The following is a 26,272-nucleotide window of genomic DNA, read 5'->3' as shown; positions in this document are numbered from 1 at the left end:
GTACTCATCCGTACCCGGGCGGCCGCGCATACGATGGCGCCCGGCCTTATCGATCACGCTTCGCGGGGGAGACGACGGTGCCCACCTGGCAGCAACTGCGCGACGTCAAGCTCTCCGAGTACACCGACGCCGCCGACGGCTGGGGCAAGGTCAGCTCCCGCGCCAACGCCGACAAAGACCGGGCCGACAACGAGATGCTCGCGAAGATCCGGGGATCGCAGACGGGAGAGGCGGCCAAGGCGGCCGAGGCCGACCTCGGTCAGCTCGCCCGCAACTACCAGTACCTGCACACCGAGTGCGGTCTCATCCGCACCGCCCTCAACGGCCTCGCCTCCGAACTCGCCGCCCCCCAGAGGCCAACGAGATCGACGGCCGCTACTCCGGGGTCCTGCGCCACCTGAAGGCCGAGCCCGGCCTCAAGGTCGAGTACAAGGACCTCGCGGACGCCGCGGCCGACACCAAGCGGCTCCAGGACGCGGCCGGCAAGTACGCCGCCGCCGACGACATCCCCCACGGGAAGAGCACCGAGGAGAACGCCACGTGGTGGAACGGGCTGACGCAGGAGCAGCGTGACGAGTACGCCACGCTCTACCCGGCCTCCATCGGCGCACTCGACGGCATTCCCTCCACCGTCCGTGACGACGCCAACCGCATGGTGTTCGCCGAGTCCAAGGCGAAGTACGAGATCGAGCTGGCCGGCATCCCGCCGGAGCCGAAGCCGAAGCTGGTCTCGTACGGCGCGCGCGGCGGCATGGTGTACAGCCAGAAGTGGCTCGACTGGCACCACAAGTACGAGGGCCGCCAGGCGGACCTCAAGGGCTGGCTGCTCGGCATGAACGCCATCGAGAGTCGTCTGGAGCGCCCGGCGAGCAGCGGTATGCCGGAGGCGTACCTGCTGAAGTTCAACGCGGAGCAGGACGACGGCCGGGTCATCCTGGCGAACGGCAACCCGGACACGGCTGACCACACGGCGGTGTACGTACCGGGGACGAAGACGAAGCTGTCGGACATCGACGGGGATCTCGGGCGCACCGACGCCCTGTGGTCGCAGACCAACGTCTTGGTACCGAACCAGAACGTCTCCACGATCACCTGGTTCGACTACAACGCGCCGAACGACATCCCGGCGGCCACGCTCAACAAGTACGGGGAGGAGGGCGCTCCGACACTGCGGCAGTTCATGAACGGCATGGAGACCGCCCAAGGCGGCCCCGACCGGTCGCACACGACCGTGATGGGCCACAGCTACGGCTCCACCGTCGCCGGCATGGCCACCCAGCAGGGCCAGGGCGCCGGGCCGCTCGCGGACGACATCATCGCGGTCGGCAGCCCCGGCATGCAGGTGGAACACGCGAGCGACCTGGGCGTGGGCAAGGAGCACGTCTGGGCCATGGGCGGAGGCGGAGACGACGTTCTCGTCCGGCAGGGCGGCAGGCTCGTGGGGCATGGTGAGGGCTTCACGATCCCCACGGACAAGGGCTTCGGGGGGAACATCATGGCGAGCGACGCGAAGGACCACGGTGATTTCTGGGTACCGGGCCGGAACAGCCTGTACAACCAAGGGGCGGTCATCACCGGCCGCCACGACAAGGTGACTCTTGACTAAGCGACTGAGACTGACCGTGCCCGTCCTGCTGGTGGCGTGCGCACTCCTGACAGGATGTTCGACGATGGACAAGAAGACCGCAGAGGTGCGCGACACCGTCCAGATGCGGGAGGGGGCGCAGCGCGCCTCCAGCAGCATTCTCGACATGACCGGCGTGAAGAAGGGAAAGATCACCAAGCCGGGGCCGCTGCCGCTCGCCTGTGATGACTATGAGCCCGAGGGGCAGGTCATCCACATGCGCCACAGCTGGAGCATCTACGACCTCCCCTTCGAGGAGTTGGAGAAGGCCTACGCGGCACTGCGCCGAGCCCTCCCCGAGAAGGGTTGGAAGATCGTCTCGGACGGCCCGGACACCAGTAAGGCGAAGACGCCCACGATCGTCGCGGACTCGCCCGACGGCGAATTCTCCGCCGATCTCCGACTGATGGACAACCGCAACGACAAGGACCCGACCTCGGTCCTCGCCATCACCGTCGTCTCCCGCTGCTTCCAGGAGTCCTGAGTACGTGAGCCCCCTCCCTCTGGGCCCCCGTACGGATCCGCGCCGCGCGGCCCCACCCGTAGCGTCCGTGCCATGATCGATCCCACCCGCCGACGCCTGCGTATCGGCCTGTACGTCGTCCTCGGCGTCGTCGCCCTTCCCGTGCTGCTGATTGCCGGACTGGTCCTCTGGTACGCCGTCGACCGGGCGACCGGCGAGGACTTCCCGGTCGTGCCGCCGGCCGAGACGGCGCGGCGGGCGACGGAGCGGTCGCAGGAGATGTACGACGCGGCGGGCATCGCCCGCCCCTTGCCGGCCGTGCGCAGCGGTGAGCGCGCGGAGGCGGACAACCGGCTGTCGGGCGGCGTCTGCTACCCGCGCGGCATCGAGGGCATCGAGGACACGCCCGAGCCGCGCTCGTACCGGCTGTACCACGAGTGGCGGCTCGACGCGGTCGACGAGGCCGAGGGCGCGGCGGCGCTGCGCCGGCTGCACGCGCACCTGAAGGCGACCGGGTGGACGGTCACCGACTACGAGACGTCGGGCGACAACCGGGAGCTGCGGGCACACAAGGGCGACGACGACCGGGTCTCCTTCGCCTGGCGGTCGTACTGGCGGACGCTGGAGGGGTTCACCGGTATGCCGTGCGCCTACGACCCGGCCGGCGCCCAGGGCGAGCAGGCCGTCGAGGACCTGGAGCCGCCCGCGCTGCGCTGAGGCTCAGAGGTACTTCGCGTAGTCGTCCAGGACGCGCAGTACCTCTGTCTCGTCCGCCGGCGGAAGCTGGAGCACCACCTCCTCGCACCCCAACTCCTCGTAGTGCGCCAGCTTCCCCGGGTTCGGCAGGACCGCGTACGGCACCACCTGCGGCGGCCGCGGGCCCCGGCCCGCCTTCTCCCACACCTCCCGCAGCACGGGCACGGTCTCGCCCAGGCCGCGCCCGCCGATCGGCATCCAGCCGTCCGCGGACTCCGCGATCTGCGCGAAGAGCTTCGGGCCGGCCGCCCCGCCCAGCAGGGTGCGGGGCGCGCCACCGGCCGGCTTCGGGTACGCGTGGGAGGCCCGTACCGACACGCCGAACGCACCTTCGTACGCCGTCGGTTCCGCCGCCCACAGCGCGCGCATCAGCGCCATCCGCTCCCGGCACAGCTCGCGTCGCGTCGACCACTCCACGCCGTGGTCGGCGGCCTCCTCGCGGTTCCAGCCGAAACCGACGCCGAGGGTGAAGCGGCCTCCCGAGAGATGGTCGAGGGTGGCGATCCGCTTGGCCAGGTCGATCGGATCGTGCTGGGCGACGAGCGTGATGCCGGTGCCCAGCGCGAGCCGCTCGGTGACGGCTGCGGCCTGGCCGAGCGCCACGAAGGGGTCGAGGGTACGGCCGTACTCCCGGGGCAGTTCACCGCCCGCCGGGTAGGAGGTCGACCGCTCCACCGGGATGTGGGTGTGCTCGGGCAGGTAGAGGCCGGCGAAGCCGCGCTGCTCCAGCTCGCGGGCGATCCGCACGGGGGAGATGGTCTCGTCGGTCAGGAAGATCGTGGTCGAGATCCGCATGAGGGCAAGGTAGGGGGTGCGGGCCGGATTTCCGAGAGGTGCGGCACGAGGGGGTGTCCGGTCGGCGCGGAGACGACCTGAGGATGTCTTGCGTCGTCCGGGAGTTCAGGGCGTCATGTGAGGGTGCCGGACATGAGCGAACCGACCAGACGCACGCTCCTCGCGACCTCGGCCGCGTCGGCCCTTACGTTGGGGGGTGTGAACTTCGCGTACGCGGACACCCCCGGCGGCGACCGTACGGAGACGGTCGGCGGCACGCTGCCGCCCGGCTCCCCCGACTACGCGTACCTGCCGGTCGAGATCCCGCGCGGGGTACGCGAGATCCATGTCGCGTACACGTACGACAGGCCGCCGGTCCCCGCGGGGACGCAGGGCAACGCCCTCGACATCGGGCTCTTCGACCAGCGGGGCACCGAGCTCGGCGGCAGGGGCTTCCGGGGCTGGTCGGGCGGTGCCCGCAAGGAGTTCTTCGTGCGGGCCGACGCGGCGACCCCCGGGTATGTCGCCGGTCCGCTGGACGCCGGGACCTGGTTCGTCGCGCTGGCGCCGTACACGGTGGCGCCGCAGGGCCTCGCGTACACGGTGACGATCACCCTCCGCTTCGGCGCATCGCTGCCCACGCCCCGGCCGGTGTACCCGCCGGAGCGGGCGGAGGGCCGCGGCCGGGCCTGGTATCGCGGCGACAGCCATCTGCACACCGTGTACTCGGACGGACGCCGCACGCCGGCCGAGGTCGCCGCGCTCGCCCGCGCCGCCGGGCTCGACTTCCTGGCCACCACCGAGCACAACACCACCGCGGGGCACGGGGCGTGGGCGGAGTTCGCCGGGGACGACCTGCTGATCCTCCTCGGCGAGGAGATCACCACCCGCAACGGTCATGTCCTGGCTCTGGGGACCGCGCCGGGCACCTTCGTGGACTGGCGCCACCGGGCGCGGGAGAACCGTTTCGGCCGTTTCGCGCGGGAGATCCGCCGGGCGGGCGGCCTGGTCGTCCCCGCGCATCCGCACGCCACCTGCATCGGCTGCAACTGGAAGTTCGGCTTCGCCGACGCGGACGTGGTCGAGGTGTGGAACGGCCCGTTCACCCCGGACGACGAGGTGTCGCTGGCCGCCTGGGACGGGGCGCTCGCCACCGGCCGCTGGACCCCGGCGATGGGCAACAGCGACGCCCACCGCGACCCCGACGCGGTCGGCACCCCGCAGACGGTGGTGCTCGCCGACGACCTGAGCCGGAAGGCGATCCTCGCGGGCCTGCGCGCGGGCCGTTCGTACGTCGCCGAGTCCTCGGCGGTGTCGCTGGCCTTCACGGCGACGGACGGCCGGGGCCGTACGGCCGGCATCGGCGAGCGGCTGCGGACGGCGGCGGACGAGCCCGTCACCGTCCGGCTGACGGTGACCGGCGCCCCGGGCCGCACGGTCCGCTTCGTGACGGACCAGGGAGTGCTGCACACGGCGGTGCTTCCGGCGGGCGGCGAGGGGACGGTGGAGTGGGCGACGACGGCCGCGTACGCCACCTACGTACGGGCGGAGGTGCGCCACCCGGCGACGCTGCCGCCGCTGCCGGGCGCGCTCGCCGCCTTCACGAACCCGGTGTTCCTGGAGGCCGAGGAGGTCAGCCCTGGTACTCGCTGAGGTCGATGGCGTGGACGCGCAGCGGGACACCGAAGACGGGGTGGTTGGTGTCGCGCTCGGGGACCATGCCGAGCTTGCGCATGACGTTCTCGGAGGCCGTGTTGCTGATGTGCGTGATGCTCACGACCCGGTCCAGGCCACGGTCCTGCAGCGCGAACTCCAGGGCGGCGTGGGCGGCCTCGGACGCGTACCCGTGACCCCAGTACTGCCGCCCGAGCCGCCAGCCGATCTCCACGGCGGGCAGCACCTCGGGGAGGAAGTCGGGCACGGAGAGCCCGGCGAAGCCGATCAGCTCACCGGAGGCGAGGAGCTCGACGGCGAAGAGCCCGAAGCCCTCGTCGTCCCACTCCTCCTCCCACCGCTCGATGTCCTCTGCGGTCTGCTCCAGATCCCGGACGGACCCGTCGCCGATCCAGCGCATGACCTCGGGATCCGCGTTGATCTCGGCCATGGGGACCAGGTCGTCGTCGGTCCAGCGGCGGAGGAGGAGGCGGGGCGTACGGATCTCGGTCATGCCCCCATCCTGTCGAACCGTGGCCCAGGACGGTAATCGGGAGGCGCCGCTGACGGCGCCCGGCGGACAGCGCTTGACCTCGACCGAGGTTGAGGCGTGAGGCTCGCCCCATGAACACGGACACCGCTGACACCGCCCACGCCGCCGACATCACCGCCATCACCCGGCTCTTCGACCGCTACCTGCGCTCCCTCGACGACCGCGGCGCCTTCGACGAGACGTGGGCCGCCGCGTTCTTCACCGAGGACGCGACCACCTCCACGCCCGCCGGGGACGTGCGGGGGCGCGAGGCCGTCGCCGCGAACGTGCGGATGGCGATGACGCTCTTCGACCGGACCGTGCACTTCGGCTCGAACTACCTGATCGATGTGGACGGCGACCGCGCCACCCTGCTCGGCAACCAGCTCTCCACCCATGTGCTCGCGGGCGACGGCGGGCTGTTCCTCTCCGGTGGCCGTACGGAGAACGAGCTCGTCCGGACGGCCGAGGGGTGGCGGCTGTCCCGGGCCGATCTGCGCATCGCCTGGACGCAGGGGGACCCCCCGGTGCTTCCGTAGCCGCCGCCACGGAGGCCGCCGCGCGGCTCCACGACAGGCTCCCCCACCCGCTCCACAGCCGGCTCCCGAAAAAACTCTCCCGGACGTGTCACATCCGTGTCGCGCGCTCCGTCAGTGCAGTGAGGCCGACAGGAACGGCCGCGCAGAAGGCACCGACCGCCGAGGAGCGATCATCATGCAGCAGGAACTGAAGGCCCGGATGACCAACCCCGCCTACGTCTTTCCCGAGGCGGTGCCGGCCATCCAGGAGCTGATCAAGGCCACCCGTCAGGGCGGTGTGCCCGAGTCCACCCTGGAGCTCGTGCACCTGCGGGCCAGCCAGATCAACGGCTGCGGCTTCTGCGTGGACTACGGGGCCAAGAGCGCCCGGAAGAACGGCGTGAGCGACGAGAAGCTGTTCGCCGTCGCCGCCTGGCGCGAGGCGCCGTACTTCTCCGACGAGGAGCGGGCCGCGCTCGCCCTGACCGAGGCCGCCACCCGGCTCGCCGACACCTCGGACGCCGTACCGGACGAGGTGTGGGACGCGGCCGCCGACCACTACGACGAGAAGCAGCTCGCCGCGATCGTGCTGATGGTGGGTGTCACCAACCTGTTCAACCGGCTCAACGTCACGGTGAGGCAGCCGGCCGGGACGGGCCTGTGAGGCTCCCCGGGGGCCGGACGGGGCGCTGACGGCGCACCGGAACACGCCGAGGGGGCGGGACCGTCCAGGTCCCGCCCCCTCGGCGTGCTGTGACTCAGGCTGTCGGGCCGCGGATGCCTCCGCGGATCAGACGGGGAAGCGGATCAGTCGGCGACGACCAGCGCCGGCGTCTCCTTCGTCAGCACCTCGCCGCGGAAGAACGCGGGGCTCTTGCGCTGCATCACCAGCATGATCACCACGCCGAGCAGCAGCAGTCCGACACCGATCACGAAGACCGAGCCGACGCCGAGGACCGAGGAGCCGCTGCCGTAGGCCGGGTCCCACATGTCGTAGAGCGTCTTGCCGAAGACCGCGGTCAGCAGGACGCCGCCGAGGACCGGGCACAGGCCCTTGTAGAGGAAGTCCCGGCCGGAGCGGAAGAGCTCCTTGCGGAAGTACCAGGCGCAGGCGAACGCGGTGAGCGAGTAGTAGAAGCAGATCATCAGGCCGAGCGCGTAGATCGTGTCGACCAGGACGTTCTCGCTGACCAGGGTCATCACCGTGTAGAAGACGCCGGTGGCGGCACCCGCGATGATCGTGGCCTTGCCCGGGACCTTGAAGCGCGGGTGGACCTTCGCGAAGGAGGCGGGGAGCGCCTCGTACGCCGACATGGCGAGGACGGTGCGGGCCACCGGGATGAACGTCGTCTGGAGGCTGGCCGCCGCCGAGGCGAGGACCGCGACGAAGAGCAGGATGCCGAGGGCCGGGCCCATGACCGGGCCCGCGAGGGCCGCGAAGACGTTGTCGGAGGTCTCCGGGTTGGCGAGGCCGAGGCCCGTGTCGCCGGAGCCGACGGCCATCTGGGCGGCGACGCCGGTGGCCAGGTAGGAGCCGACCAGGACGACCATGGCGATGAGGGCGGCGCGGCCGGGGGTCTTGGTCGAGCCGGAGGTCTCCTCATTGGTGGACAGGCAGGCGTCCCAGCCCCAGTACATGAAGATCGAGAGCGACAGACCGGCGGTGAAGGCGGCGAAGGACCCGACGGCGAACGGGTTCATCCAGGACCAGGAGAAGTCGATGCCGGTGTCGAAGGTGCCGCTGCCGGCCTTCTGGAAGGCCATGGCGACGAAGAGGACGAGGACCACGAGCTGGAGGCCGACGAGGGCGTACTGCACACCCTTGGTGGCGGTCATGCCGCGGTAGCTGATCGCCGTGGCGACGGCGATGAGCGTGAGGCAGGTCAGGATGTGGACGGCCTTGTTGTCGTCCAGGGCGGCGACGGAGTCGCTGCCGGTGACCTCACCCGCGAGCAGCCAGAAGTAGGAGGTCGCGACGCCGGCCAGGTTGGACAGCACGATGATCGTCGCGATGACGAGGCCCCAGCCGCACATCCAGCCGATCCGGGGGCCGAAGGCCTTCACGGTCCAGGTGAAGGAGGTGCCGCAGTCCGGCATCGCCTTGTTGAGCTCTCGGTACGCGAACGCGACGAGCAGCATCGGGAGGAATCCCGCGAGGAAGATCGCGGGCATCTGGAGTCCGACCTCGCCGGCCGTGGAGCCGAGCGTGGAGGTCAGACAGTAGACCGGAGCGACGGTCGAGATGCCGATGACGGCACTGCCCATCAGTCCGACGGAGTTCTTTCCGAGTCCTTTGGTCTGTACGCCCTGGGTGTCGCCCGAGGAGGCGACGCCCCTTACCGTGTCTCCGGCCTGGGGCCGTGCATCCACCTGAGTCATGAACAGGACGTTAAAGGCTGCGGTTTCCACATCCGGAAGATCGAACTCCGCAACCTCGGCCGATCTTCGCCTTGCATTGAAAGGGCAACAGCGCCCTCATGGCATTGATTGAAAGATCGACGACCGGAGGCGGCCGACCGATTGGTAGGTCCGCTCCCGCCTGTCCGATATGCGGGAACCGCAGCCGTGTCCTAAATGTCCGTTTTCAAAATTTCCCGTGGAGTTTTCCGGGGCTTCTCGCGGAGGGGATACGAGTGGATCAACCGGGCCAGACCACCGCCTGCAACTCGCTGTAGGCGTGCAGCGCGTACGACCCCACGTCCCGCCCCACACCGCTCCTCTTGAATCCGCCGAACGGCGCCTCCATGTTCCGTCCGACGGTGTTCACCCCGACCCCGCCCGCCCGCAGCCGGGCAGCGATGCGGAATGCGCGGGCGACGTCCCCCGACCACACGTAGTCGAGGAGTCCGTAGTCGCTGTCGTTCGCGAGCGCGACGCCCTCCTCCTCGTCGTCGAAGGGCACCACCACGACGACCGGGCCGAAGATCTCCTCCCGCACCACCCGCATGTCGTTGGTGCACTCCGCGAGCAGCGTGGGCGCCACATAGAAGCCCTTCCCGAAGCCGGGGCCGGCCGGGCGCTCGCCGCCCACGACGACCCGGGCGCCCTCCTTCCGCCCCAGCTCCACGTACGCCTCCACCCGGTCGCGGTGGGCCGCCGAGATCACCGGGCCGACCACCGTGCCCGGCGCGGCCGGGTCGCCGACCGTCATGTACGCCAGAAAGCCGGTGAGCTTCTCGACCAGCCGCTCGTAGATCCCGCGCTGGGCGAGGACCCGGGTCGGCGCCGTGCAGATCTGCCCGCTGTAGAAGGAGAAGGTGGTGCCGATGCCCGTCACCGCGGAGTCGAGGTCGGCGTCGTCGAAGACCAGCGCCGCGCCCTTGCCGCCCAGCTCCATCAGCTGCCGCTTCAGCGTCCGGCCGCACACCTCGCCGATCCGCTGCCCGACGGCCGTCGAACCGGTGAAGGACACCATGTCGACGTCCGGGGAGTCCACGGCCGCCTCGCCGACCTCGGCGCCCGCCCCGGTGACGACGTTCACCACCCCCGGCGGAACCCCCGCCTCCGCCAGGGCCCGCGTCATCGCGTAGACGGAGAGGGGGTCCTGCGGCGCCGGCTTCACCAGGACCGTGTTGCCCATGGCGAGCGCGGGGGCGATCTTGCCCGCCGGATTGGCCCAGGGGTTGTTGTACGAGGTGATGCAGGTGACGACGCCGACCGGGCGGCGCACCGCGACCGCTCCGAAGACCCCGGCCCTCCCCATCGGGCCGGCCTCGTTGATCTGCGGGGGCAGGGCCTGTTCGACGGGCTCCAGGGCGCCGCGCGCGTACCGCCGGAAGCGGGAGGATCCGACGGCGACCTGCATGCCCCGGGCGGTGGCGGTGGTGGCGCCGGTCTCGGCCCGCGCGAGGGCCACGTTCTCCTCGGCGTCGCGCGCCATCAGGTCCGCGGCCCGGTCGAGGATCGCGGCCCGCTCCTCCGGTCTCGTACGGGACCAGGCGGCGAAGGCGTCCCGAGCGGCCGCCGCCGCCTCGTGCACCTGGGCGCGGGAGGCCTCGGGGGCGAGACCGACGATCTCCTCCGTGGCTGGGTCGATCACCTCGTAGTGCCCGCCCGCGGGCTCGACCCACTCGCCGCCGATGAAGAGCCGCTCGGTCCTCACCTGGTGCTCACCGTCCTCGTGTCACGGCCGGACCGCAGCACCCTGCCGGGGATCGCGCCGGTCACCTCGTCGTCGCGGACGGTCTCCACGCCGTTGACGCGGACGGAGACGATGCCGATCGCCCGCGAGTCCAGCCGGGGGCTGTCGCCCGGCAGGTCGTGGACCAGGGTCGCGGGGCCGGCGTCGATCCGCTCGGGGTCGAAGAGGACCAGGTCGGCGTGGAAGCCCTCCGTTATCCGGCCCCGTTCCCGCAGCCCGAAGAGCCGGGCGGGGTCGTCGGACAGCATCTTCACCGCCTGTTCCAGGGCGACCAGCTTCCGCCCGCGCAGGCAGTCGCCGAGGAATCGGGTGGTGTACGGGGCCCCGCACATGCGGTCCAGATGGGCGCCGGCGTCGGAGCCGCCCAGCATCACGTCCTCGTGCTCCCAGGTCTCGCGGCGCAGGGTCCAGGAGGCGGGGTCGTTGTCGGTGGGCATGGGCCACAGCACGGTCCGCAGCTCGTCGTTGGCGCAGATCTCGACCAGGCACTGGAAGGCGTCCTGGCCGCGCTCGGCGGCGATGTCCTGCACGACGCGGCCGGTCAGGCCCTCGTTCTCGCGGCTGTAGGTGTCCCCGATGACGTACCGGCCGAAGTGCGCGAGGCGCCGGAAGACGCCGGCCTCCTTGGAGTCGGCGCGGCGGAGCATCTCGGCCCGTACCTCCGCGTCGCGGAGCTTCGCGATCCGCTCGGGGACGGGCAGGCGGAGGATCTCGCCCCATCCCGGGATGAGGTTCAGCGCGCAGAACGTGCCGAGCGACATGTTCATGGGGGTCAGGATCGGCATGGTGAGGGCGACGATCCGGCCGCCGGACTTGCGGGCGCGTTCGGAGGCGACGAGCTGGCGCGGGACGCGTTCGGGGACGGCGGCGTCGATGGTGAGGACGTTCCAGTTGAGCGGGCGGCCGGCTGCGGCCGTCATCTCGACGAAGAGGTCGATCTCGTCGTCGGAGAACTGGTCGAGGCAGCCGGCGAGGATCGCTTCCAGCTGGGTTCCCTCGTGCTCGCCGACGGCCCGGGAGAGGGCGATCAGCTCGGCGGGGGTGGCGTGCCGGGAGGCGACGGGGGCGCCGTCGCCGTCGGAGTGGGTGGAGGACTGTGTGGTGGACAGGCCCCAGGCGCCCGCGTCCATCGCCTCGTGGAGGAGCCGTGTCATGTGGTCGAGCTGTTCGGCCGTGGGCTGCCCGCCGACGGCCTCGGCCCCCATCACGTACCGGCGCAGGGCGCAGTGCCCGACCATGAAGCCGGCGTTGACCGCGATCCGCCCTTCGAGGGCGTCGAGGTACTCGCCGAAGGACGACCAGCTCCAGTCGACACCCTCCTCCAGGGCCTTGAGGGCCATGCCCTCCACCTTGGACATCATGCGGCGGGTGTAGTCGGCGTCCTCGGGCCGTTCGGGGTGGAGCGGTGCGAGGGTGAAGCCGCAGTTGCCGCCGGCGACGGTGGTGACGCCGTGGTTCATGGAAGGGGTGGCGAAGGGGTCCCAGAAGAGCTGGGCGTCGTAGTGGGTGTGGGGGTCGACGAAGCCGGGGGTGAGGACGAGGCCGGTGGCGTCCTCGGACGTCCGCGCCTCCTCGGTCACGCTCCCCGGCTCGGCGACGACGGCGATCCGCCCGTCGCGCAGGCCGACGTCGGCGGTACGGGCGGGGGCGCCGGTGCCGTCCACGACGGTGGCGCCCTTGATCAGGTGGTCGAGCATGACGGTCCCTTTCTGCGTACGGCGCTCAGGGAGTGGCAGGAGCCGTGGAGTGACCGGACACGGCCTGGGCGCGGGCATGCCCCGGCCGGGGGCGCGGTAGCCGGCCGCGGCTACGACGTCCCCGGCCGGGGCCCGGACGGGGCGGCGGTCCGGGAAGACACCGCCCCTGTCAGGAACCCGCCGCCTGACGGAAGCGGGTCGTGCGGTGGACCGGGTCGGTGTCGATCTTGGGGATCACGTGCTCACCGATCAGTTTGATCGTGTTCATCGTGTCCTCGTACGAGACCCCGATCGGCAGCCCGAAGGAGAGCTGGTCCGCCCCCGCCTGCTCCCAGCGCTTGCACTGGCGCAGGACCTCCTCCGGGTCGCCGCAGATCATCAGCTCCTCCGCGATGAGGAGTTCGATGATCTCGGCGCTGTACTCGGGCAGCAGCTCGGGCCACTCCGGGACGCCCTCGGGCCGGGGGAAGGTGTCGTGGTAGCGGAAGAGCAGCGACTGGAGGTAGTTGAGCCCGCCGCCGACGGCGATCTCGACCGCCTTCTCGTGGGTCTCGGCGCAGATCGCCGTCGACGTCACCATGACGTTGTCGTTGACGAAGTCCCCGACCGCCTTCGCCTCCTTGATCGCCGTCTTGTACGACTCGACGACCCACTCCATGTCGGAGACCTTCTGCACGCTGAAGCCGAGGACGCCCAGCCCCTTCTTGCCGGCCATGGCGTACGAGGACGGCGAGCCGGCCGCGTACCACATGGCCGGGTGGGACTTCCCGTACGGCTTGGGAAGCACCTTGCGGGGCGGCAGGGACCAGTGCTTGCCCTGGAAGCCGACGTACTCGTCCTGGAGCCACATCTTGGGGAACTCGGCGATCGTCTCCTCCCAGATCTCCTTGGTGTGGTTCATGTCGGTGATGCCCGGCATGAATCCGAGGATCTCGTGGGAGCCGGCGCCGCGGCCCGAGCCGAACTCGAAGCGCCCGCCGGAGAGGTGGTCGAGCATGGCGACCTTCTCGGCGACCTTGACCGGGTGGTTCACGGGGGCGAGCGGGTTGAAGATGCCGGAGCCGAGGTGGATCCGCTCGGTGGCGTGGGCGAGGTAGCCGAGGTAGACGTCGTTCGCCGAGAGGTGCGAGTATTCCTCCAGGAAGTGGTGCTCGGAGGCCCAGGCGTACTTGAACCCGGACCTGTCCGCCTGGATGACGTACTCGGTCTCCTCCATCAGCGCCTTGTGCTCGGCCTCGGGATCGGTCTCGGCGCGCTTGCCGACGTATCCCTGTACGAAGATCCCGAATTCCAAGGGAGTTCACCGTCCTCGTTATTTCTGACGAACCGTCAGATTCTCGATGTGCCCGACTTTCGCACCGCGGCGCGGGTGCGTCAATAGCTGACGAGTCGTCAGAAGAGGCTGACTCCGGCCAGCCAGCCGCCGTCGATCACGAACGGCTGCCCGGTGATGTACGCGGAGTCGTCACCGGTCAGGAAGAGCGCGAGCGCCGCCACCTCCTCCGGCCTGCCGATCCGGCCGAGCGGCACGAGCTTCCGGTACAGCTCGGACGTCGCCGCCGGGTCCACACCCTCCGGGTTGCTCATGGGCGTGTCGATCGCCCCCGGGCAGACCGCGTTGACCCGCACACCCTTCGCCGCCAGCTCCAGGGCCGCGACCCGGGTGAGACCGAGCACCGCGTGCTTGCTCGCCGCGTAGGCGCCGACCCCCGCCATGCCCGTCAGACCGGTGTACGAAGCGGTGTTGACGATCGTCCCGCCGCCCGCGGCCCCGATCTCGGGCGCGACCGTACGGATCCCCAGGAAACAGCCGACCTGATTGACCTGCGTGATCGCCTGGAACTCGGCCAGGGGCGTGGCGACCAGCTCGTTGAAGCGCAGGATGCCCGCGTTGTTGACCAGTCCGTCGATCCGCCCGAAGCGCTCCTTGGCGACGGCGACCGCACCGGCCCAGTCCTCCTCGCTGGTCACGTCCAGAGAGACGTACGCGGCCCGGTCCTCGCCCAGCTCCTTGGCGAGCGCCTCGCCCAGGTCGTCGAGGACGTCCGCGAGGACCACCCGCGCCCCTTCGGCGGCGAAGAGCCGCGCCTCCTGTTCGCCCTGCCCGCGCGCCGCGCCGGTGATGACGACGACCCGCCCGTCCAGCTTGCCCATGCCCTTACCCCTCTTTCTCTCCGGCTCTAGAGGTGCGGAGCCACCTCGGCGGCGAACGCCGCCATCTGGTCGGTGAGTTCGGTACGGCTCCGGGAGCGGAACCGGACCTGGATCTGGTGCACGCCCATCTCCCCGTACGCGCGCAGCGACGTGGCCAGCGCCTCCGGCTCGCCGGTCAGCGTGCGGCGACCGACGTCCCAGCCGGCCTTCCCCACGTAGAGAGGTTCGACGATCGCGCCGACCGTGATCGGGTCGGTGACTCCGGCCTCCTCCCGGAGGCGGTGCAGCCGGGCGATCTGCGCGGGGAGCCGGTCGCGCGGGTCTCCCTGCGGCAGCCAGCCGTCCCCCTTCACGGCGGCCCGCCGGACGGCCGCCGGCGAGGAGCCGCCGACCCAGACGGGGACCCGCTCCTGGGCGGGCCGGGGTCGCTGTCCGAGCTCCTTGAACGAGAACCGCTCACCGGCGAACTCCGGATACTCCTCCGACCCCAGAGCCGCCTTGAGCGCGTCGATCGTCTCGTCGAGGACCCCGCCGCGCCCGTCGAAGTCGGCCCCGACCGCCTCGAACTCCTCCCGCACATGCCCGGCCCCGACCCCGAGGACCAGCCGGCCGCCGGAGAGGTGGTCGAGGGTCGCGTACGCCTTGGCGGTCACCAGCGGGTGCCGCAGTCCGACGACGGCGACGTGCGAGAGAAGCCGGACGCGCGCGGTGGCGGCGGCGAGGAAGGAGAGGGTGGCGACCGGGTCGTACCAGACGGTGCTCATCGGCCCGGCGAGACGGCGCGGGATGGCGACGTGGTCGCAGCAGGCGAGGTAGTCGAAACCGGCGCGGTCGGCGGTCCGGGCGATCTCGACGAGATCGGCGGGGCCGGCGGCGGCCTCCCAGGGCTCGGCGTAGATCGTGCTCTGGGACTGGACCGGGAGCTGCATCCCGTACACGACCATGGGAACCCCTTAACTGACGGACCGTCAGGCGACGAAGGGGGTCATCGTCGTCGCTGACGGCCCATCAGGCAAGAGCCGCGTTCGAGCCGGTCCCGAGAAGCTCCCCGAGAAGAGCGGGCCAACCGATCCCGGATCCCGGCGGCCCCGGTCCCGGCCGACCGCCGGCGGGCGCGAGCGGACCCCGATCCCGGCGGCCTCGGCCTCGGCCGGCGGGCGGGCGCGAGCGGCCCCCGGATCCCGGCGGCCCCGGCCTCGGCCGGCGGGCGCGACGGTCAGGGACGCCAGAGTCCCTCCGGTGTCAGGCCGAGGAGGTCGATCGCGTTCCCCCGCACGATCCGTTCCACGACGTCCGGCGCCAGGTGGCCCATCTGTGCCTCGCCGACCTCCCTCGACTTGGGCCAGGTGGAGTCGGAGTGCGGGTAGTCCGTCTCGTAGAGCACGTTCCCCACCCCGATCGCGTCGAGGTTCCTCAGCCCGAAGGCGTCGTCGAAGAAGCAGCCGTACACATGCTCCGCGAAGAGTTCCGACGGCGGGCGCAGCACCTTCTCCGCGACCCCGCCCCAGCCGCGGTTCTCCTCCCAGACCACGTCGGCCCGCTCCAGGATGTACGGGATCCACCCGATCTGGCCCTCCGCGTACATGATCCGGAGGTTGGGGAAGCGCTCGAACTTGCCGCTCATCAGCCAGTCCACCATCGAGAAGCAGCAGTTGGCGAAGGTGATGGTGGAACCGACGGCCGGTGGGGCGTCGGCGGAGGTGGACGGCATGCGGCTGGAGGAGCCGATGTGCATCGCGACCACGGTGCCGGTCTCGTCGCAGGCCCGAAGGAACGGGTCCCAGTCGTCCGTGTGGATCGACGGAAGACCGAGATGCGGCGGAATTTCGGAGAAGGCGACGGCGCGCACGCCCCGGGCCGCGTTGCGGCGGACCTCGGCGGCGGCGAGCTCCGCGTCCCACAGCGGGATCAGCGTGAGCGGTATGAGCCGGCCGTGCGCCTCGGGCCCGCACCACTCCTCCACCATCCAGTCGTTGTAGGCGCGGACGCCGAGGAGGCCCAGCTCGCGGTCGCCCGCCTCGGTGAAGGTCTGCCCGCAGAAGCGGGGGAAGGTGGGGAAGCAGAGTGCGGACTGGACGTGGTTGACGTCCATGTCGGCCAGCCGGTCGGGGACGGAGTAGGAGCCGGGGCGCATCTGCTCGTAGGTGATGACCTCGAGCCTGATCTCGTCACGGTCGTAGCCGACGGCGGTGTCCAGGCGGGTGAGGGGACGGTGCAGGTCCTCGTACACCCACCAGTCGCCGATCGGCCCTTCGTCGCCCTTGGCGCCCATGACGGGAGCGAACTTCCCGCCGAGGAAGGTCATTTCCTTCAGGGGGGCGCGGACGACCCGGGGGCCGGTGTCCTGGTACCGGGACGGGAGCCGGTCCCGCCAGACGTGCGGGGGCTCCACGGTGTGGTCGTCCACCGAGATGATCTTCGGGAAGGTCTCCATGCGTTTCACGGTAGCGCCGATCTGACGGCCCGTCAGCCAGCGTGCGGTCGTAACCTGTGGCAGACCTTGTGCAGACAGTGACCCGATGCTGACGCGCCCCCTCCGGACAAGGCAGACTGTCCAGGGCGAACCAGCGGTACGGGCAGGGGGAGCTATGGACCGTGAGAACGGCCCGCGAGTTCCGGGGCAGCGAGTCCCGTCGACAGGTCCCGACGATGTCGGCCAGGACCTGCGCTTCGGTGTGCTCGGCCCGGTACGCGCCTGGCGTGACGGCGAAGCCCTGCCGTCCGGATCCCCGCAGCAGCGGGCCCTGCTCGCGGCCCTTCTGCTGCGCGACGGGCGCACGGCCACCGCGGGCGAGCTGATCGACGCCATCTGGGGCGAGGACCCGCCCTCGCAGGCGCTCGCCGCGGTACGGACGTACGCCTCCCGGCTGCGCAAGATCCTGCCGTCCGGGGTGCTGGTCAGCGAGTCGGGCGGCTATGCCATCCGCCCCCGCCGGGACGCCCTGGACCTGACCGTCGCCCAGGAGCTGGCCGCCGAGGCCGAGAAGCTGCGGGCGGCCGGGGACCGCTGCGCGGCGCGGGCGCGGATCAACAAGGCGCTCGGACTGTGGGACGGCGAGGCACTGGCCTCCGTACCGGGGCCTTACGCCGAGAACCAGCGGACCCGCCTGGAGGAGTGGCGGCTCCAGCTCGTCGAGACCCGGCTCGACATGGACCTGGAGGCCGGAGCGCACGCCGAGGCCGTCTCGGAGCTGACGGCGCTGACCGCGGCGCACCCCCTGCGCGAGCGGCTGCGCGAGCTGCTGATGCTCGCCCTGTACCGGTCCGGCCGGCAGGCGGAGGCACTGGCCGTGTACGCGGACACCCGCCGGCTCCTCGCCGACGAGCTGGGCGTCGACCCGAACCCGGAGCTCTCCCGGCTCCAGCAGCGGATCCTGCGGGCGGACACCGAGCTGGCCCGCCCGGTGGAGGACCAGGCACCGACCCCGGTCGTCGCCCGTCCCGCCCAACTGCCCGCCACCGTACCCGACTTCACCGGCCGAGCGGCCTTCGTACGGGAGCTGGGCGACCGGCTCGTCACCGCCGAGGGGTCCGTGATGGCCGTCTCGGCGCTCGCGGGCATCGGCGGCGTGGGGAAGACGACCCTGGCCGTCCACGTGGCACACGAGGCCCGGCCGCACTTCCCGGACGGCCAGCTGTACGTCGACCTCCAGGGCGCGGGCGCCCGCGCCGCCGCGCCGGAGACGGTCCTGGGCGCCTTCCTGCGCGCGCTGGGCACCCCCGACTCCGCGATCCCCGACTCGCTGGACGAGCGGGCGGCGCTGTACCGCTCGACGCTCGACGGCCGCCGCATCCTGATCCTCCTCGACAACGCCCGGGACGCGGCCCAGATCCGCCCGCTGCTGCCCGGCACCGCCGGCTGCGCGGCCCTGGTGACCAGCCGCATCCGGATGGTCGACCTGGCGGGCGCGCACCTGGTGGACCTGGATGTGATGTCCCCGGAGGAGGCGCTGCAGCTCTTCACGCGCATCGTCGGCGCGGAGCGGGTGCGGTCCGAGCGGGAAGCGGCCCTGGACGTGGTCGCCGCGTGCGGCTTCCTCCCCCTGGCGATCCGCATCGCCGCCTCCCGGCTGGCGGCCCGCCGCACATGGACGGTCGCCGTCCTGGCGGCCAAGCTGGCCGACGAACGCCGCCGCCTGGACGAGCTCCAGGCGGGCGACCTCGCGGTCAAGGCGACCTTCGAACTCGGCTACGGCCAGCTGGAACCGGCCCAGGCCCGCGCCTTCCGCCTGCTGGGCCTGGCCGACGGCCCCGACATCTCCCTGGCGGCGGCCGCGGCGATCCTGGACCTCCCCCTCCACGACACGGAGGACCTCCTGGAGGCCCTGGTCGACACCTCCCTGGTCGAGTCCGCCGCCCCGGGCCGATACCGCTACCACGACCTGGTGCGCCTCTACGCGCGTGCATGCGCGGAGCGGGACGAGCAGCCGCCGGTGGAACGGGAGCGGGCGCTGTCGCGGCTGCTGGACTTCTATCTGTCGACGGCGGCACGGGTGTACGCGATCGAGCGCCCGGGGGACCGGACGATCGACCACCTGGAGGCCACCCACCACTCCGGACTGGAGTTCTCGAACCCCGCGGAGGCCCTCGACTGGCTCCATGCCGAGGCGGACTGCGTCCTGGCCTGTGCACAGCAGTCCTTGAAGGGCACGTCCCTGCGCCGGGCGGTCGACCTCCTGATGGCGACGAAGGACCTGGCGGAGTCGGGAGTCAACTCCCTCCGGTACGAGATGGCGGCGGTGGCGGCGCGCGACGCGGCCCGCGCGTCCGGCGACGCCCGGTCCGAAGGCCGGGCCCGTACCACGCTGACCCAGGTGTACAGCACGGCCGGCCGCTTCGACGAGGCCGACGAGGAGGCCCGCATCGCCGTGGACCTCGCCCGTGCGTCCGGTGACCCGTGGACCCGTGGGAACGCCCCCAACGAGCGGGGCATCCTCGCGCTGTACGAGAACCGTCATGTGGACGCCGAGGCGCACCTGTCGCAGGCTCGGAACGCCTTCCGAGCCGACGCGAACAAGCCCGGAGAAGCCAGCGCGCTGTGCAACCTCTCACGGGTCCACCTCGCCACGGGTCGCGTCGCGAGCGCCGTGGAACTGGCGCAACAGGGCATCGCCATCTACGAGGAGGCGGACACCGGCCTCGCCCTGCGTCTTGCCAACGGGAAGTACGCCCTCGGGCTCGCACTCACCGCGTCCGGGCGGACGACCCACGCCCGTACGGTCCTCACCGAGGCACTCAGCGTCTTCCAGGAGAGCCGACAGCAACTCTGGCACGGGATGACCCTGTTCCGGCTCGCCGAGGTACACATCGCCGACCACCGGCACGCCGCGGCGGCGGCCCACGCCGAGCAGGCCCTGTCCGTGCTGCACGGCATCGGCGGGGAATGGCGGCGCGCCAACGTCCTCACGGTCCTGGGCCGCGGACTCACCGCACTGGGTCAGAGGGACCGGGCGCGCGTGTGCTGGAGCGAGGCGCTCGACGCCTTCGAGAAACTCGGCTCGCCCGAGGCGAATCAGGTGCGCGCGCTGCTGCATCCGACGGCGGTTGCCTGACCCGGACCGGACGTTCATCAATCGTTTATCGCCGCACGGCATTCTCATACGTGTCGATCCGCCGCGTCGGGGGGCAGACGGATCGCCGCGAGGCCGCGCCGTTAGGGTGATCGGCCGCTGGATGTCCGCCCGGCTGTCCGCGGGGGAATAGCCGGGCGGGCGTTCGGTTCCACAACGCCCCATCACTTCAGGAGATTCCATGGCCGACAACCTCAAGCCCACCGATTCGCACGCCACGGGCGAGGAGATCACCACCCTGGACTCGCACGCCACCAGCGAGCCCATCAAGCCCCTGGACTCCCACGCGACCGGTGGTGACATCACCACGCTCGACTCCCACGCCACCAGCGAGCCCATCAAGCCGCTGGACTCCCACGCGACGAGCGAGCCGCTGAAGTAACCAGCCGAGCCGAGCCGGCCCACGGGGGAAACGGGGTCGGCTCACACCGGGGGAAGGCCGCGGCGGCACCAATCGGGGGAGTCGCCGGGGCCACCGGTTGTCCGGGGGCCCGGCGCGTCGGGAACGGGGGACCGCCCGCGAGGTCTGGGGGGACCAGCGGGAGGCGAACCCGACGCATTCAGGGCCGGGCGCGTAGCGGCCGGACAACCGATCGGAGGGGCCGGGCATCTGCCCGGCCCCTTCGGGGTACGCGGGAGGCGGCGGCCCGTACGCCGCTCCGGCTGATACCCGACGGTGCTCGCGTCGCGGCGAACAGCCCCGCGCCGCGCCTCACCGATCGCGCGACCATGCATCTGATGTCACGAGGTGTGGGGTGGCGCCGGACGTACGCGGAGCACGGCCTGGTGGTGCTTCACCGGCCACACTCCCGCAGCGCCCCCTTCACCACCTTCCCGCTCGCGTTCCTGGGCAGTTCGCTCACGAACTCGACCTCCCGCGGGACCTTGTAGTTCGCCATCTCCCGCCGTGCCCACGCGATCAGGTCGTCGCCCGTCACCCGCGCCCCCGTGCGGCGGACCGCGAAGGCCTTGCCGACCTCGCCGAGGCGGGGGTCCGGGATGCCGATGACCGCGACGTCCGCGATGCCGGGGTGCAGGCCCAGGAGCTGTTCGATCTCGGCCGGGTAGGCGTTGAAGCCGCCGACGATGAACATGTCCTTGATCCGGTCCGTGATCCGCAGGTTGCCCGCCTCGTCCAGGACGCCCACGTCGCCCGTGTGGAGCCAGCCGTCCGGGTCGACGGCCCGGGCGGTCTCCTCCTCGTCCTCGAAGTAGCCGCGCATCACGTGGTGGCCGCGCACCAGGACCTCGCCCGCCTCCGAGAGGCGGAGCTCGGTGTCCGGGATCGGGCGGCCCGAGGTGGTCGCGACGACCTCCGCCGGGTCGCCCCTACGGCACATGGTGACGATGCCGCTCGCCTCGGAGAGGCCGTACGCCGTGAGGACCGTGCCGACGCCGAGTTCGCCGCGCAGGCGCTCGACCAGCCGGAGCGGGACGACCGCGGCGCCGGTCACCACGAGGCGCAGCGTCGACAGGTCGTACGACGAACGGGAGGGGTGGTCGAGGAGCGACTGGTGCAGGGTCGGCGGGCCGGGGAGGACCGAGACGCGTTCGGCGGCGATGTTCGCGAGGACGGTGTCCACGTTGAAGACGGGCTGCGGGATCATCACCGCGCCCCGCATCAGGCAGGCGATGATCCCGGCCTTGTAGCCGAAGGTGTGGAAGAACGGGTTCACGATGAGGTAGCGGTCGCCCTCCCGCAGACCGGCGAGGTCGCTCCACACCTCGTAGCAGCGCAGGGTCTGGGCGTGGCTGATCACGGCTCCCTTCGGCCGGCCCGTCGTCCCCGAGGTGTAGATGATGTCCGAGGGGGAGGCGGGGTCGATCGCGTCGGCCCGCCGCCGTACCTCCGCCGACGTCACCTCGTCCCCCGCCGCCAGGAAGGCCTTCCAGGTCGTCCACTCCTCCGGCGCGGCGTCGCCCAGCACCACCACCCGTTCCAGGTCCGGGAGTTCGACGCCGGCGCGGCGCAGGGAGGCGACGTACGAGGTCCCCAGGAACGTGCCGGTCACGAACAGCAGCTTCGCCCGGGAGCGGGCGAGGACGTACGCCGCCTCGGTGCCCTTGAAGCGGGTGTTCAGGGGGACGAGCACCGCCCCCGCCGTCACCGCCCCGAGCGCCGCGACGATCCAGTCCAGGGTGTTCGGCGCCCAGATCGCGACCCGGTCGCCCTCGCGGACCCCGGACGCCGTGCACGCCGCCGCCGCGCGTTCGACCCGCTCGCCCAGCTCCTCGTAGGAGACGCGGGTACGGCCCTCGACGACCGCCTCCGCGCTCCCGTACCGTTCGGCCGCCGCCCGTACCAGCCTCGGGATCGAGCCCCACTCCAGGTCTCCGCGCATCCGTCACCCCTCCCGAACACCAGTAGCTGACTATCCGTCAGATTAGCTGTAGCCTGACGCGCTGTCAGCAGCTCGCGATCGGGGAGGTTGCAGTGCTCAAGGACGCCACAGCCATCGTCGGCATCGGACAGACACCGTTCGCCAAACAGCTCCCCGAGTCCGAGAAGACCCTCGCCTGCCGGGCGATCCTCGCCGCCCTCGACGACGCCGGCATCGCGCCCGACGAGGTCGACGCCTTCGCCTCGTACACGATGGAGGAGACCGACGAGGTGGAGATCGCCAAGGCGATCGGCGCCGGCGACGTCACCTTCTTCGGCAAGGTGGGGTTCGGCGGCGGGGGCTCGTGCGCGACCGTCGGCCACCTCGCCGCCGCCGTCGCCACCGGCCAGGCGAGCGTCGGAGTCGCCTGGCGGTCCCGGAAGCGGGGCAGCGGGCCACGGCCCTGGAAGAACACCCGGGTGCAGCTCCCCACGCCGGGGCAGTGGACCCGGCCCTTCGGGCTCCTGCGCCCCTCCGACGAGATCGGCATGCTCGCCCGCCGCTACATGCACGAGTACGGCGCCACCCGCGACCACCTCTTCAACGTCGCCCTCGCCTGCCGCAACCGGGCCAACCAGAACCCCGCGGCCATGATGTACGAGCGGCCCCTCACCCGCGAGATGTACATGACCGCCCGCTGGATCAGCGAGCCCCTCTGCCTCTTCGACAACTGCCTGGAGACCGACGGGGCCCTCGCCTGTGTCGTCGTGAGCGCCGAACGGGCGCGGGACTGCCGGCGCAAACCCGTCTACGTCCACTCCACCGCCCAGGGCCTGCCCGCCCAGCACCACGGCATGGTCAACTACTGGAACGACGACCCGCTCACCGGCCCCGCCTGGACCGCCGCCCGACAGCTGTGGAAACACGCCGACTTCGGGCCGCAGGACGTCGACGTCGCCCAGATCTACGACGCGTTCACCCCGCTCATCCCCCTCTCCCTGGAGGGCTACGGCTTCTGCGGCCGGGGGGAGGGCGCCGCGTTCACCGAGGGCGGCGCCCTGGAGATCGGTGGACGGCTGCCCCTCAACACCGGCGGCGGCGGACTCTCCGAGGCCTACGTCCACGGCTTCAACCTCATCAACGAGGGCGTGAAGCAGCTCCGCGGCACCTCCACCGCCCAGGTGCCCGACGCCGCCACCTGCCTGGTCACGGCCGGTGAAGGTGTCCCCACATCGGCTCTACTGCTGAGGAGTTGAGATGCTGACACCGGTCGTCGACGAGGACGGCGCACCCTTCTGGGAGTACGCCGCCCGGGGCGAACTGCGCGTCCAGGCCTGTTCCGCCTGCGGCAAGCTGCGCTTCCCGCCCCGCCCCTGCTGCCCGCACTGCCACTCCTTCGACAGCGAGTGGCGCCGGATGTCCGGCCGCGGCCGGATCTGGTCGTACGTCGTGCCCCATCCGCCGCTCCTTCCCGACTACGCCGCCCAGGCCCCGTACAACGCCGTCGTCGTCGAACTCGCCGAAGCTCCCCGGATCCGTCTCGTCGGGAACGTCGTCGCAGCTCCGGACGCACCGCTCGACTCGGTCGACCCGGCGCGCCTGCGGATCGGCGCCGGGGTGAAGGTCGCGTTCACCGAGATCGACGGCGTCACCGTGCCGCGCTGGCTCCTGGAGCGCGGATGAGCCCGGGCGGCGGCATCCGGGTGGAGACGGGCAAGGAGTCGGGGGTCGCGGTCGTCACCCTCGACCGGGCCGCGAAGCACAACGCGATCACGCTGGAGATGGCCGACCGACTGGCCGCTGTCTGGCGGGAGTTCCGCCACGACGACACCGTACGGGCCGTCGTCGTCACCGGCGCGGGGAGCGCGGCCTTCTGCACCGGCATCGACCGCTCGGTCGAGGTCCCCCAGCCCTCCTCCCCGTACACGATCGACGATCCGCTGATCTCCATCGGCCCCAAGGCGAACGACCTGTGGAAACCGGTCGTCGCCGCCGTCGAGGGCATGGCCTGCGGCGGGGCGTTCTACCTGCTCGGCGAGGTGGAGTTCCTCGTCGCCGGCGAGGGGGCCACCTTCTTCGACCCGCACACCACCTACGGCATGGTCAGCGCCTTCGAGACCATCCACATGGCACAGCGGATGCCGTTCGGGGAGGTCGCACGGATGGCGCTGATGGGGACGGCCGAGCGGATCTCGGCCCGACGGGCGTACGAGACGGGGCTCGTCTCCGAGCTGACGGAGACCGGCGGAGCACTGGACGCCGCCCGCCGGGCCGCCGCCGTCATCGCCGCGTACCCGACCGAGGCGGTGCAGGGCACCGTCCGGGCGCTCTGGTCGGCCCAGGGGTCCGCCCGCGCCCAAGCCCTCGCCCACGCGCCGCACCTGGTCACGCTGGGGAACCTGCCGGCCGATCGGCAGGCGGAACTCTTCACCCGCAGGAGCGGCGGCCACCGCCTCCGGTGAACCGTTCATCGCCCCGGCGTACCGGTCGTCGCCTCCGGTGAGGCGTCGGCGGCCTGCTCGCGTGGATCTTCGTTCGAGGAATGCGTGGTCCGCCCCGCAGGCCCTACTGCTTGCGGACCGAGTCGACGAAGCAGCTCTTGACCCTGTCGGCGGCCCTCGGGGTGTCCATCGCGACCTCGAAGGTCTTCGTCTCTCCCGGCTCGACCGTCACCAGCGCGTCTGCGTCGTCGACCTCGGTGCCGCCGGCGCCCCGGAACCCGAGCTCGACCTTGAAGGTCTCCGTGAACGTCTCGCGGGAGGTGATCCGCAGCGTCGCGGTGGTGTCGGCCTTACGAGCGGGCTTGCCCTTGCGCTTCTTCTGCGCCGGCTCGACGCAGTCGACGACCACGACCTCCACGGTGGACGTGGAGGAGGCGGTGGGGGTCGGCGTGGTCGGTGCGGGGGTGTACGTCTCCCCGTTGCTGCCCGAGGTGTCGCTCGCGTCGTAGTCGTCGTTCTTCTTCTTCGAGCTGGAGCAGCCGCCACCGCCGCTGTCGCTGCCACCGCCGCCGCTGGACTTGCCCGAGCCGCTGGACTTGCCCGAGCCGCTGGACCCGCTCCGGCTCTTTCCGCTGCCCTTGCCGCCGCTGCTGCTCGTCTGGAAACCCGTCAGCGCGAGCACCACCACCGTGAGCGTGGCCGCGAGCCGGAGGCTCCTGCGGCGTGCCGTCCCCGTTGCCATCTTCCGCTCCTTCTGTCGTGTCCGCGCCACCCTAACGTCGCATGGCGGGGCGCTCTCACCCGGCGTAGCGTCATGAGCGAGAGCCGGACCGAAGGAGGCCCGATCGATGATTCGCAACGTCATCGGCTCGATCCTGGCCCTCGCCGGAGCGACGGCCGCCGTCTGGAGCCCCTTCCGTGCCTGGTACGACGGCCGTCACGGCAGCGCATACCGCATCGACGACCTGTTCGGCGGCATCACCGACGAGAAGGCCGAGGTCATCGGCTCGATCCTGCTGCCGTTCGCCTTCGCTGCGTTGGTCACCCTCGTCGGCCTGCTGCTCCGCTCCCGGCTCCTGGTGGCCCTCGCCGGAGTGATCGTGCTCGGCTTCACCGTCCTGTGGATGGTCCGGGCCGGGCAGGCGGAGGACGGTCTGACGGTCGGCTCCGACGGTACGGGCCTGGGCGACGGGGTCGCGAACGCCCTCGGAGGCGGTGCACTGCTCCTCCTGGCCTCGGTGGTGATGTCCGGCCGCCGCCGCGCGCACACGACACGGGTCGATCACCGGCCGCCGCCCACGCACCCGGACCTGGACGGCCGGGGCGGACAGGGCGGGCACGGCGGATACGGCGACCAGGACGGCTACGGCGACCAGGGCGGATACGGCGGCGAACCGGACGCCCGGGGCCCGGGCGGCGCACCCGCGTATCCGCATGACGCGGACTCACCGACCCGGACGATGGACCAACCCCGCTGGGACGAGCACGACCCTCGGCGGGACGAACCGGGCCCCGGCCAGGGCGGCCACGGTCCGTACCCGGACGAACCGCCGCCACCGCGACAGCGCCCCTGACCGCGTCACGCCCCCGGCGCCGCGCCGTCCGGGGTCGCCGTCCCCGTCACGCCC

Annotated in this window: 24 protein-coding genes; 13 read left to right on the top strand and 11 right to left on the bottom strand. The window is 71.5% G+C overall.

What is annotated here, in order from left to right; all coding sequences use genetic code 11:
* The first annotated feature begins 77 nt into the window (after window positions 1-77).
* From J7E93_RS31570 to J7E93_RS31555, 4 genes are all read left to right on the top strand, one after another.
* Window positions 78-401 (top strand): hypothetical protein, encoded by a 324-nt coding sequence (locus tag J7E93_RS31570; protein WP_215073456.1) that lies wholly within the window; start codon window positions 78-80, stop codon window positions 399-401.
* Window positions 296-1,606 carry an alpha/beta hydrolase gene (locus J7E93_RS38205; protein WP_215073455.1) on the top strand — a complete coding sequence of 437 codons (1,311 nt, stop codon included), beginning with the start codon at window positions 296-298 and terminating at the stop codon, window positions 1,604-1,606. Before J7E93_RS31570 ends, J7E93_RS38205 begins: the two co-directional genes overlap by 106 nt.
* Window positions 1,599-2,108: a hypothetical protein gene (locus tag J7E93_RS31560; protein ID WP_215073454.1), complete on the top strand. Its 510-nt coding sequence runs from the start codon at window positions 1,599-1,601 to the stop codon at window positions 2,106-2,108. The genes J7E93_RS38205 and J7E93_RS31560 overlap by 8 nt, the downstream gene beginning before the upstream one ends.
* 72 nt (window positions 2,109-2,180) lie before the next feature.
* Window positions 2,181-2,804, top strand: a complete 624-nt coding sequence (locus J7E93_RS31555) for a hypothetical protein (RefSeq protein WP_215073453.1) — start codon at window positions 2,181-2,183, stop codon at window positions 2,802-2,804.
* A gap of 3 nt (window positions 2,805-2,807) precedes the next feature.
* On the opposite strand, the gene J7E93_RS31550 is transcribed toward J7E93_RS31555, so the two are convergent.
* Window positions 2,808-3,638 carry a TIGR03619 family F420-dependent LLM class oxidoreductase gene (locus J7E93_RS31550; RefSeq protein WP_215073452.1) on the bottom strand — a complete coding sequence of 277 codons (831 nt, stop codon included), beginning with the start codon at window positions 3,636-3,638 and terminating at the stop codon, window positions 2,808-2,810.
* Window positions 3,639-3,770: 132 nt separating this feature from the next.
* Between J7E93_RS31550 and J7E93_RS31545 the strand changes: the two genes are divergently transcribed.
* Window positions 3,771-5,270 (top strand): CehA/McbA family metallohydrolase, encoded by a 1,500-nt coding sequence (locus J7E93_RS31545; protein ID WP_215073451.1) that lies wholly within the window; start codon window positions 3,771-3,773, stop codon window positions 5,268-5,270.
* Here J7E93_RS31545 and J7E93_RS31540 read toward each other — a convergent pair.
* Window positions 5,251-5,784: a GNAT family N-acetyltransferase gene (locus J7E93_RS31540; protein ID WP_215073450.1), complete on the bottom strand. Its 534-nt coding sequence runs from the start codon at window positions 5,782-5,784 to the stop codon at window positions 5,251-5,253. The two genes, J7E93_RS31545 and J7E93_RS31540, sit on opposite strands and share 20 nt — an antisense overlap.
* Window positions 5,785-5,894: 110 nt before the next feature.
* On the opposite strand from J7E93_RS31540, the gene J7E93_RS31535 reads away from it, so the two are divergent.
* Together J7E93_RS31535 and J7E93_RS31530 are read left to right on the top strand one after the other, a co-directional pair.
* Window positions 5,895-6,341, top strand: a complete 447-nt coding sequence (locus J7E93_RS31535) for a nuclear transport factor 2 family protein (RefSeq protein WP_215073449.1) — start codon at window positions 5,895-5,897, stop codon at window positions 6,339-6,341.
* A 175-nt stretch (window positions 6,342-6,516) separates the two neighbouring features.
* On the top strand, window positions 6,517-6,984 hold the full coding sequence (locus J7E93_RS31530; protein ID WP_251067353.1) for a carboxymuconolactone decarboxylase family protein: 468 nt from the start codon (window positions 6,517-6,519) through the stop codon (window positions 6,982-6,984).
* Window positions 6,985-7,127: 143 nt separating this feature from the next.
* On the opposite strand, the gene J7E93_RS31525 is transcribed toward J7E93_RS31530, so the two are convergent.
* The 7 genes from J7E93_RS31525 to J7E93_RS31495 form a co-directional block, all read right to left on the bottom strand.
* Complete coding sequence (locus tag J7E93_RS31525) at window positions 7,128-8,699, bottom strand: APC family permease (RefSeq protein ID WP_215073448.1); 1,572 nt, start codon at window positions 8,697-8,699, stop codon at window positions 7,128-7,130.
* Between the two features lie 259 nt (window positions 8,700-8,958).
* A complete protein-coding gene (locus tag J7E93_RS31520; protein ID WP_215073447.1) occupies window positions 8,959-10,422 on the bottom strand; it encodes an aldehyde dehydrogenase family protein in 1,464 nt (487 codons plus the stop codon).
* On the bottom strand, window positions 10,419-12,158 hold the full coding sequence (locus J7E93_RS31515; protein WP_215073446.1) for an amidohydrolase family protein: 1,740 nt from the start codon (window positions 12,156-12,158) through the stop codon (window positions 10,419-10,421). Before J7E93_RS31515 ends, J7E93_RS31520 begins: the two co-directional genes overlap by 4 nt.
* Window positions 12,159-12,327: 169 nt before the next feature.
* Window positions 12,328-13,452 carry an LLM class flavin-dependent oxidoreductase gene (locus tag J7E93_RS31510; RefSeq protein WP_215073445.1) on the bottom strand — a complete coding sequence of 375 codons (1,125 nt, stop codon included), beginning with the start codon at window positions 13,450-13,452 and terminating at the stop codon, window positions 12,328-12,330.
* 98 nt (window positions 13,453-13,550) lie between these two features.
* Entirely contained in the window at window positions 13,551-14,312 is a 762-nt protein-coding gene (locus J7E93_RS31505) for an SDR family NAD(P)-dependent oxidoreductase (RefSeq protein ID WP_215073444.1), read from the bottom strand.
* A 26-nt stretch (window positions 14,313-14,338) separates the two neighbouring features.
* Window positions 14,339-15,256 (bottom strand): LLM class F420-dependent oxidoreductase, encoded by a 918-nt coding sequence (locus tag J7E93_RS31500; RefSeq protein ID WP_215073443.1) that lies wholly within the window; start codon window positions 15,254-15,256, stop codon window positions 14,339-14,341.
* A gap of 272 nt (window positions 15,257-15,528) precedes the next feature.
* Window positions 15,529-16,746, bottom strand: coding sequence for an amidohydrolase family protein (locus J7E93_RS31495; RefSeq protein ID WP_215073442.1), 1,218 nt, complete (start codon window positions 16,744-16,746; stop codon window positions 15,529-15,531).
* Between the two features lie 154 nt (window positions 16,747-16,900).
* Between J7E93_RS31495 and J7E93_RS31490 the strand changes: the two genes are divergently transcribed.
* Window positions 16,901-19,864, top strand: a complete 2,964-nt coding sequence (locus tag J7E93_RS31490; protein ID WP_215073441.1) for a BTAD domain-containing putative transcriptional regulator — start codon at window positions 16,901-16,903, stop codon at window positions 19,862-19,864.
* A 199-nt stretch (window positions 19,865-20,063) separates the two neighbouring features.
* A complete protein-coding gene (locus J7E93_RS31485; RefSeq protein ID WP_215073440.1) occupies window positions 20,064-20,264 on the top strand; it encodes a hypothetical protein in 201 nt (66 codons plus the stop codon).
* 412 nt (window positions 20,265-20,676) lie between these two features.
* Here the strand turns inward: J7E93_RS31485 and J7E93_RS31480 are convergent, their stop codons facing one another.
* Window positions 20,677-22,224 carry a FadD3 family acyl-CoA ligase gene (locus tag J7E93_RS31480; RefSeq protein ID WP_215073439.1) on the bottom strand — a complete coding sequence of 516 codons (1,548 nt, stop codon included), beginning with the start codon at window positions 22,222-22,224 and terminating at the stop codon, window positions 20,677-20,679.
* A gap of 92 nt (window positions 22,225-22,316) precedes the next feature.
* On the opposite strand from J7E93_RS31480, the gene J7E93_RS31475 reads away from it, so the two are divergent.
* Genes J7E93_RS31475 through J7E93_RS31465 form a run of 3 tightly spaced genes read left to right on the top strand, consistent with a single transcriptional unit; the run spans window position 22,317 to window position 24,665 of the window.
* Window positions 22,317-23,459 carry a lipid-transfer protein gene (locus tag J7E93_RS31475; RefSeq protein ID WP_215073438.1) on the top strand — a complete coding sequence of 381 codons (1,143 nt, stop codon included), beginning with the start codon at window positions 22,317-22,319 and terminating at the stop codon, window positions 23,457-23,459.
* Window position 23,460: 1 nt separating this feature from the next.
* Entirely contained in the window at window positions 23,461-23,886 is a 426-nt protein-coding gene (locus tag J7E93_RS31470; protein WP_215073437.1) for a Zn-ribbon domain-containing OB-fold protein, read from the top strand.
* A complete protein-coding gene (locus J7E93_RS31465) occupies window positions 23,883-24,665 on the top strand; it encodes an enoyl-CoA hydratase/isomerase family protein (RefSeq protein ID WP_215073436.1) in 783 nt (260 codons plus the stop codon). The genes J7E93_RS31470 and J7E93_RS31465 overlap by 4 nt, the downstream gene beginning before the upstream one ends.
* Window positions 24,666-24,768: 103 nt before the next feature.
* On the opposite strand, the gene J7E93_RS31460 is transcribed toward J7E93_RS31465, so the two are convergent.
* Window positions 24,769-25,386, bottom strand: a complete 618-nt coding sequence (locus tag J7E93_RS31460) for a hypothetical protein (protein WP_215073435.1) — start codon at window positions 25,384-25,386, stop codon at window positions 24,769-24,771.
* Between the two features lie 106 nt (window positions 25,387-25,492).
* Here J7E93_RS31460 and J7E93_RS31455 point away from each other — a divergent pair, with 106 nt between their 5' ends.
* Window positions 25,493-26,218, top strand: coding sequence for a hypothetical protein (locus J7E93_RS31455; RefSeq protein WP_215073434.1), 726 nt, complete (start codon window positions 25,493-25,495; stop codon window positions 26,216-26,218).
* Window positions 26,219-26,272 lie beyond the last annotated feature (54 nt).

Origin of the sequence: Streptomyces sp. ISL-36, assembly GCF_018614205.1 — a bacterium.
Lineage (GTDB): Bacteria > Actinomycetota > Actinomycetes > Streptomycetales > Streptomycetaceae > Streptomyces.
Note: the sequence above shows the minus strand (reverse complement) of the source record. Positions and strands in the feature narration are given on the sequence as shown.

Excerpts from the sequence above, each read along its gene's own strand:
- J7E93_RS31555 (WP_215073453.1), top strand. The coding sequence starts at position 2,181 with ATGATCGATCCCACCCGCCGACGCCTGCGTATCGGCCTGTACGTCGTC.
- J7E93_RS31550 (WP_215073452.1), bottom strand. The coding sequence starts at position 3,638 with ATGCGGATCTCGACCACGATCTTCCTGACCGACGAGACCATCTCCCCC.
- J7E93_RS31545 (WP_215073451.1), top strand. The coding sequence starts at position 3,771 with ATGAGCGAACCGACCAGACGCACGCTCCTCGCGACCTCGGCCGCGTCG.
- J7E93_RS31540 (WP_215073450.1), bottom strand. The coding sequence starts at position 5,784 with ATGACCGAGATCCGTACGCCCCGCCTCCTCCTCCGCCGCTGGACCGAC.
- J7E93_RS31535 (WP_215073449.1), top strand. The coding sequence starts at position 5,895 with ATGAACACGGACACCGCTGACACCGCCCACGCCGCCGACATCACCGCC.
- J7E93_RS31530 (WP_251067353.1), top strand. The coding sequence starts at position 6,517 with ATGCAGCAGGAACTGAAGGCCCGGATGACCAACCCCGCCTACGTCTTT.
- J7E93_RS31525 (WP_215073448.1), bottom strand. The coding sequence starts at position 8,699 with ATGACTCAGGTGGATGCACGGCCCCAGGCCGGAGACACGGTAAGGGGC.
- J7E93_RS31515 (WP_215073446.1), bottom strand. The coding sequence starts at position 12,158 with ATGCTCGACCACCTGATCAAGGGCGCCACCGTCGTGGACGGCACCGGC.
- J7E93_RS31505 (WP_215073444.1), bottom strand. The coding sequence starts at position 14,312 with ATGGGCAAGCTGGACGGGCGGGTCGTCGTCATCACCGGCGCGGCGCGC.
- J7E93_RS31500 (WP_215073443.1), bottom strand. The coding sequence starts at position 15,256 with ATGGTCGTGTACGGGATGCAGCTCCCGGTCCAGTCCCAGAGCACGATC.
- J7E93_RS31495 (WP_215073442.1), bottom strand. The coding sequence starts at position 16,746 with ATGGAGACCTTCCCGAAGATCATCTCGGTGGACGACCACACCGTGGAG.
- J7E93_RS31490 (WP_215073441.1), top strand. The coding sequence starts at position 16,901 with ATGGACCGTGAGAACGGCCCGCGAGTTCCGGGGCAGCGAGTCCCGTCG.
- J7E93_RS31485 (WP_215073440.1), top strand. The coding sequence starts at position 20,064 with ATGGCCGACAACCTCAAGCCCACCGATTCGCACGCCACGGGCGAGGAG.
- J7E93_RS31480 (WP_215073439.1), bottom strand. The coding sequence starts at position 22,224 with ATGCGCGGAGACCTGGAGTGGGGCTCGATCCCGAGGCTGGTACGGGCG.
- J7E93_RS31470 (WP_215073437.1), top strand. The coding sequence starts at position 23,461 with ATGCTGACACCGGTCGTCGACGAGGACGGCGCACCCTTCTGGGAGTAC.
- J7E93_RS31465 (WP_215073436.1), top strand. The coding sequence starts at position 23,883 with ATGAGCCCGGGCGGCGGCATCCGGGTGGAGACGGGCAAGGAGTCGGGG.
- J7E93_RS31460 (WP_215073435.1), bottom strand. The coding sequence starts at position 25,386 with ATGGCAACGGGGACGGCACGCCGCAGGAGCCTCCGGCTCGCGGCCACG.
- J7E93_RS31455 (WP_215073434.1), top strand. The coding sequence starts at position 25,493 with ATGATTCGCAACGTCATCGGCTCGATCCTGGCCCTCGCCGGAGCGACG.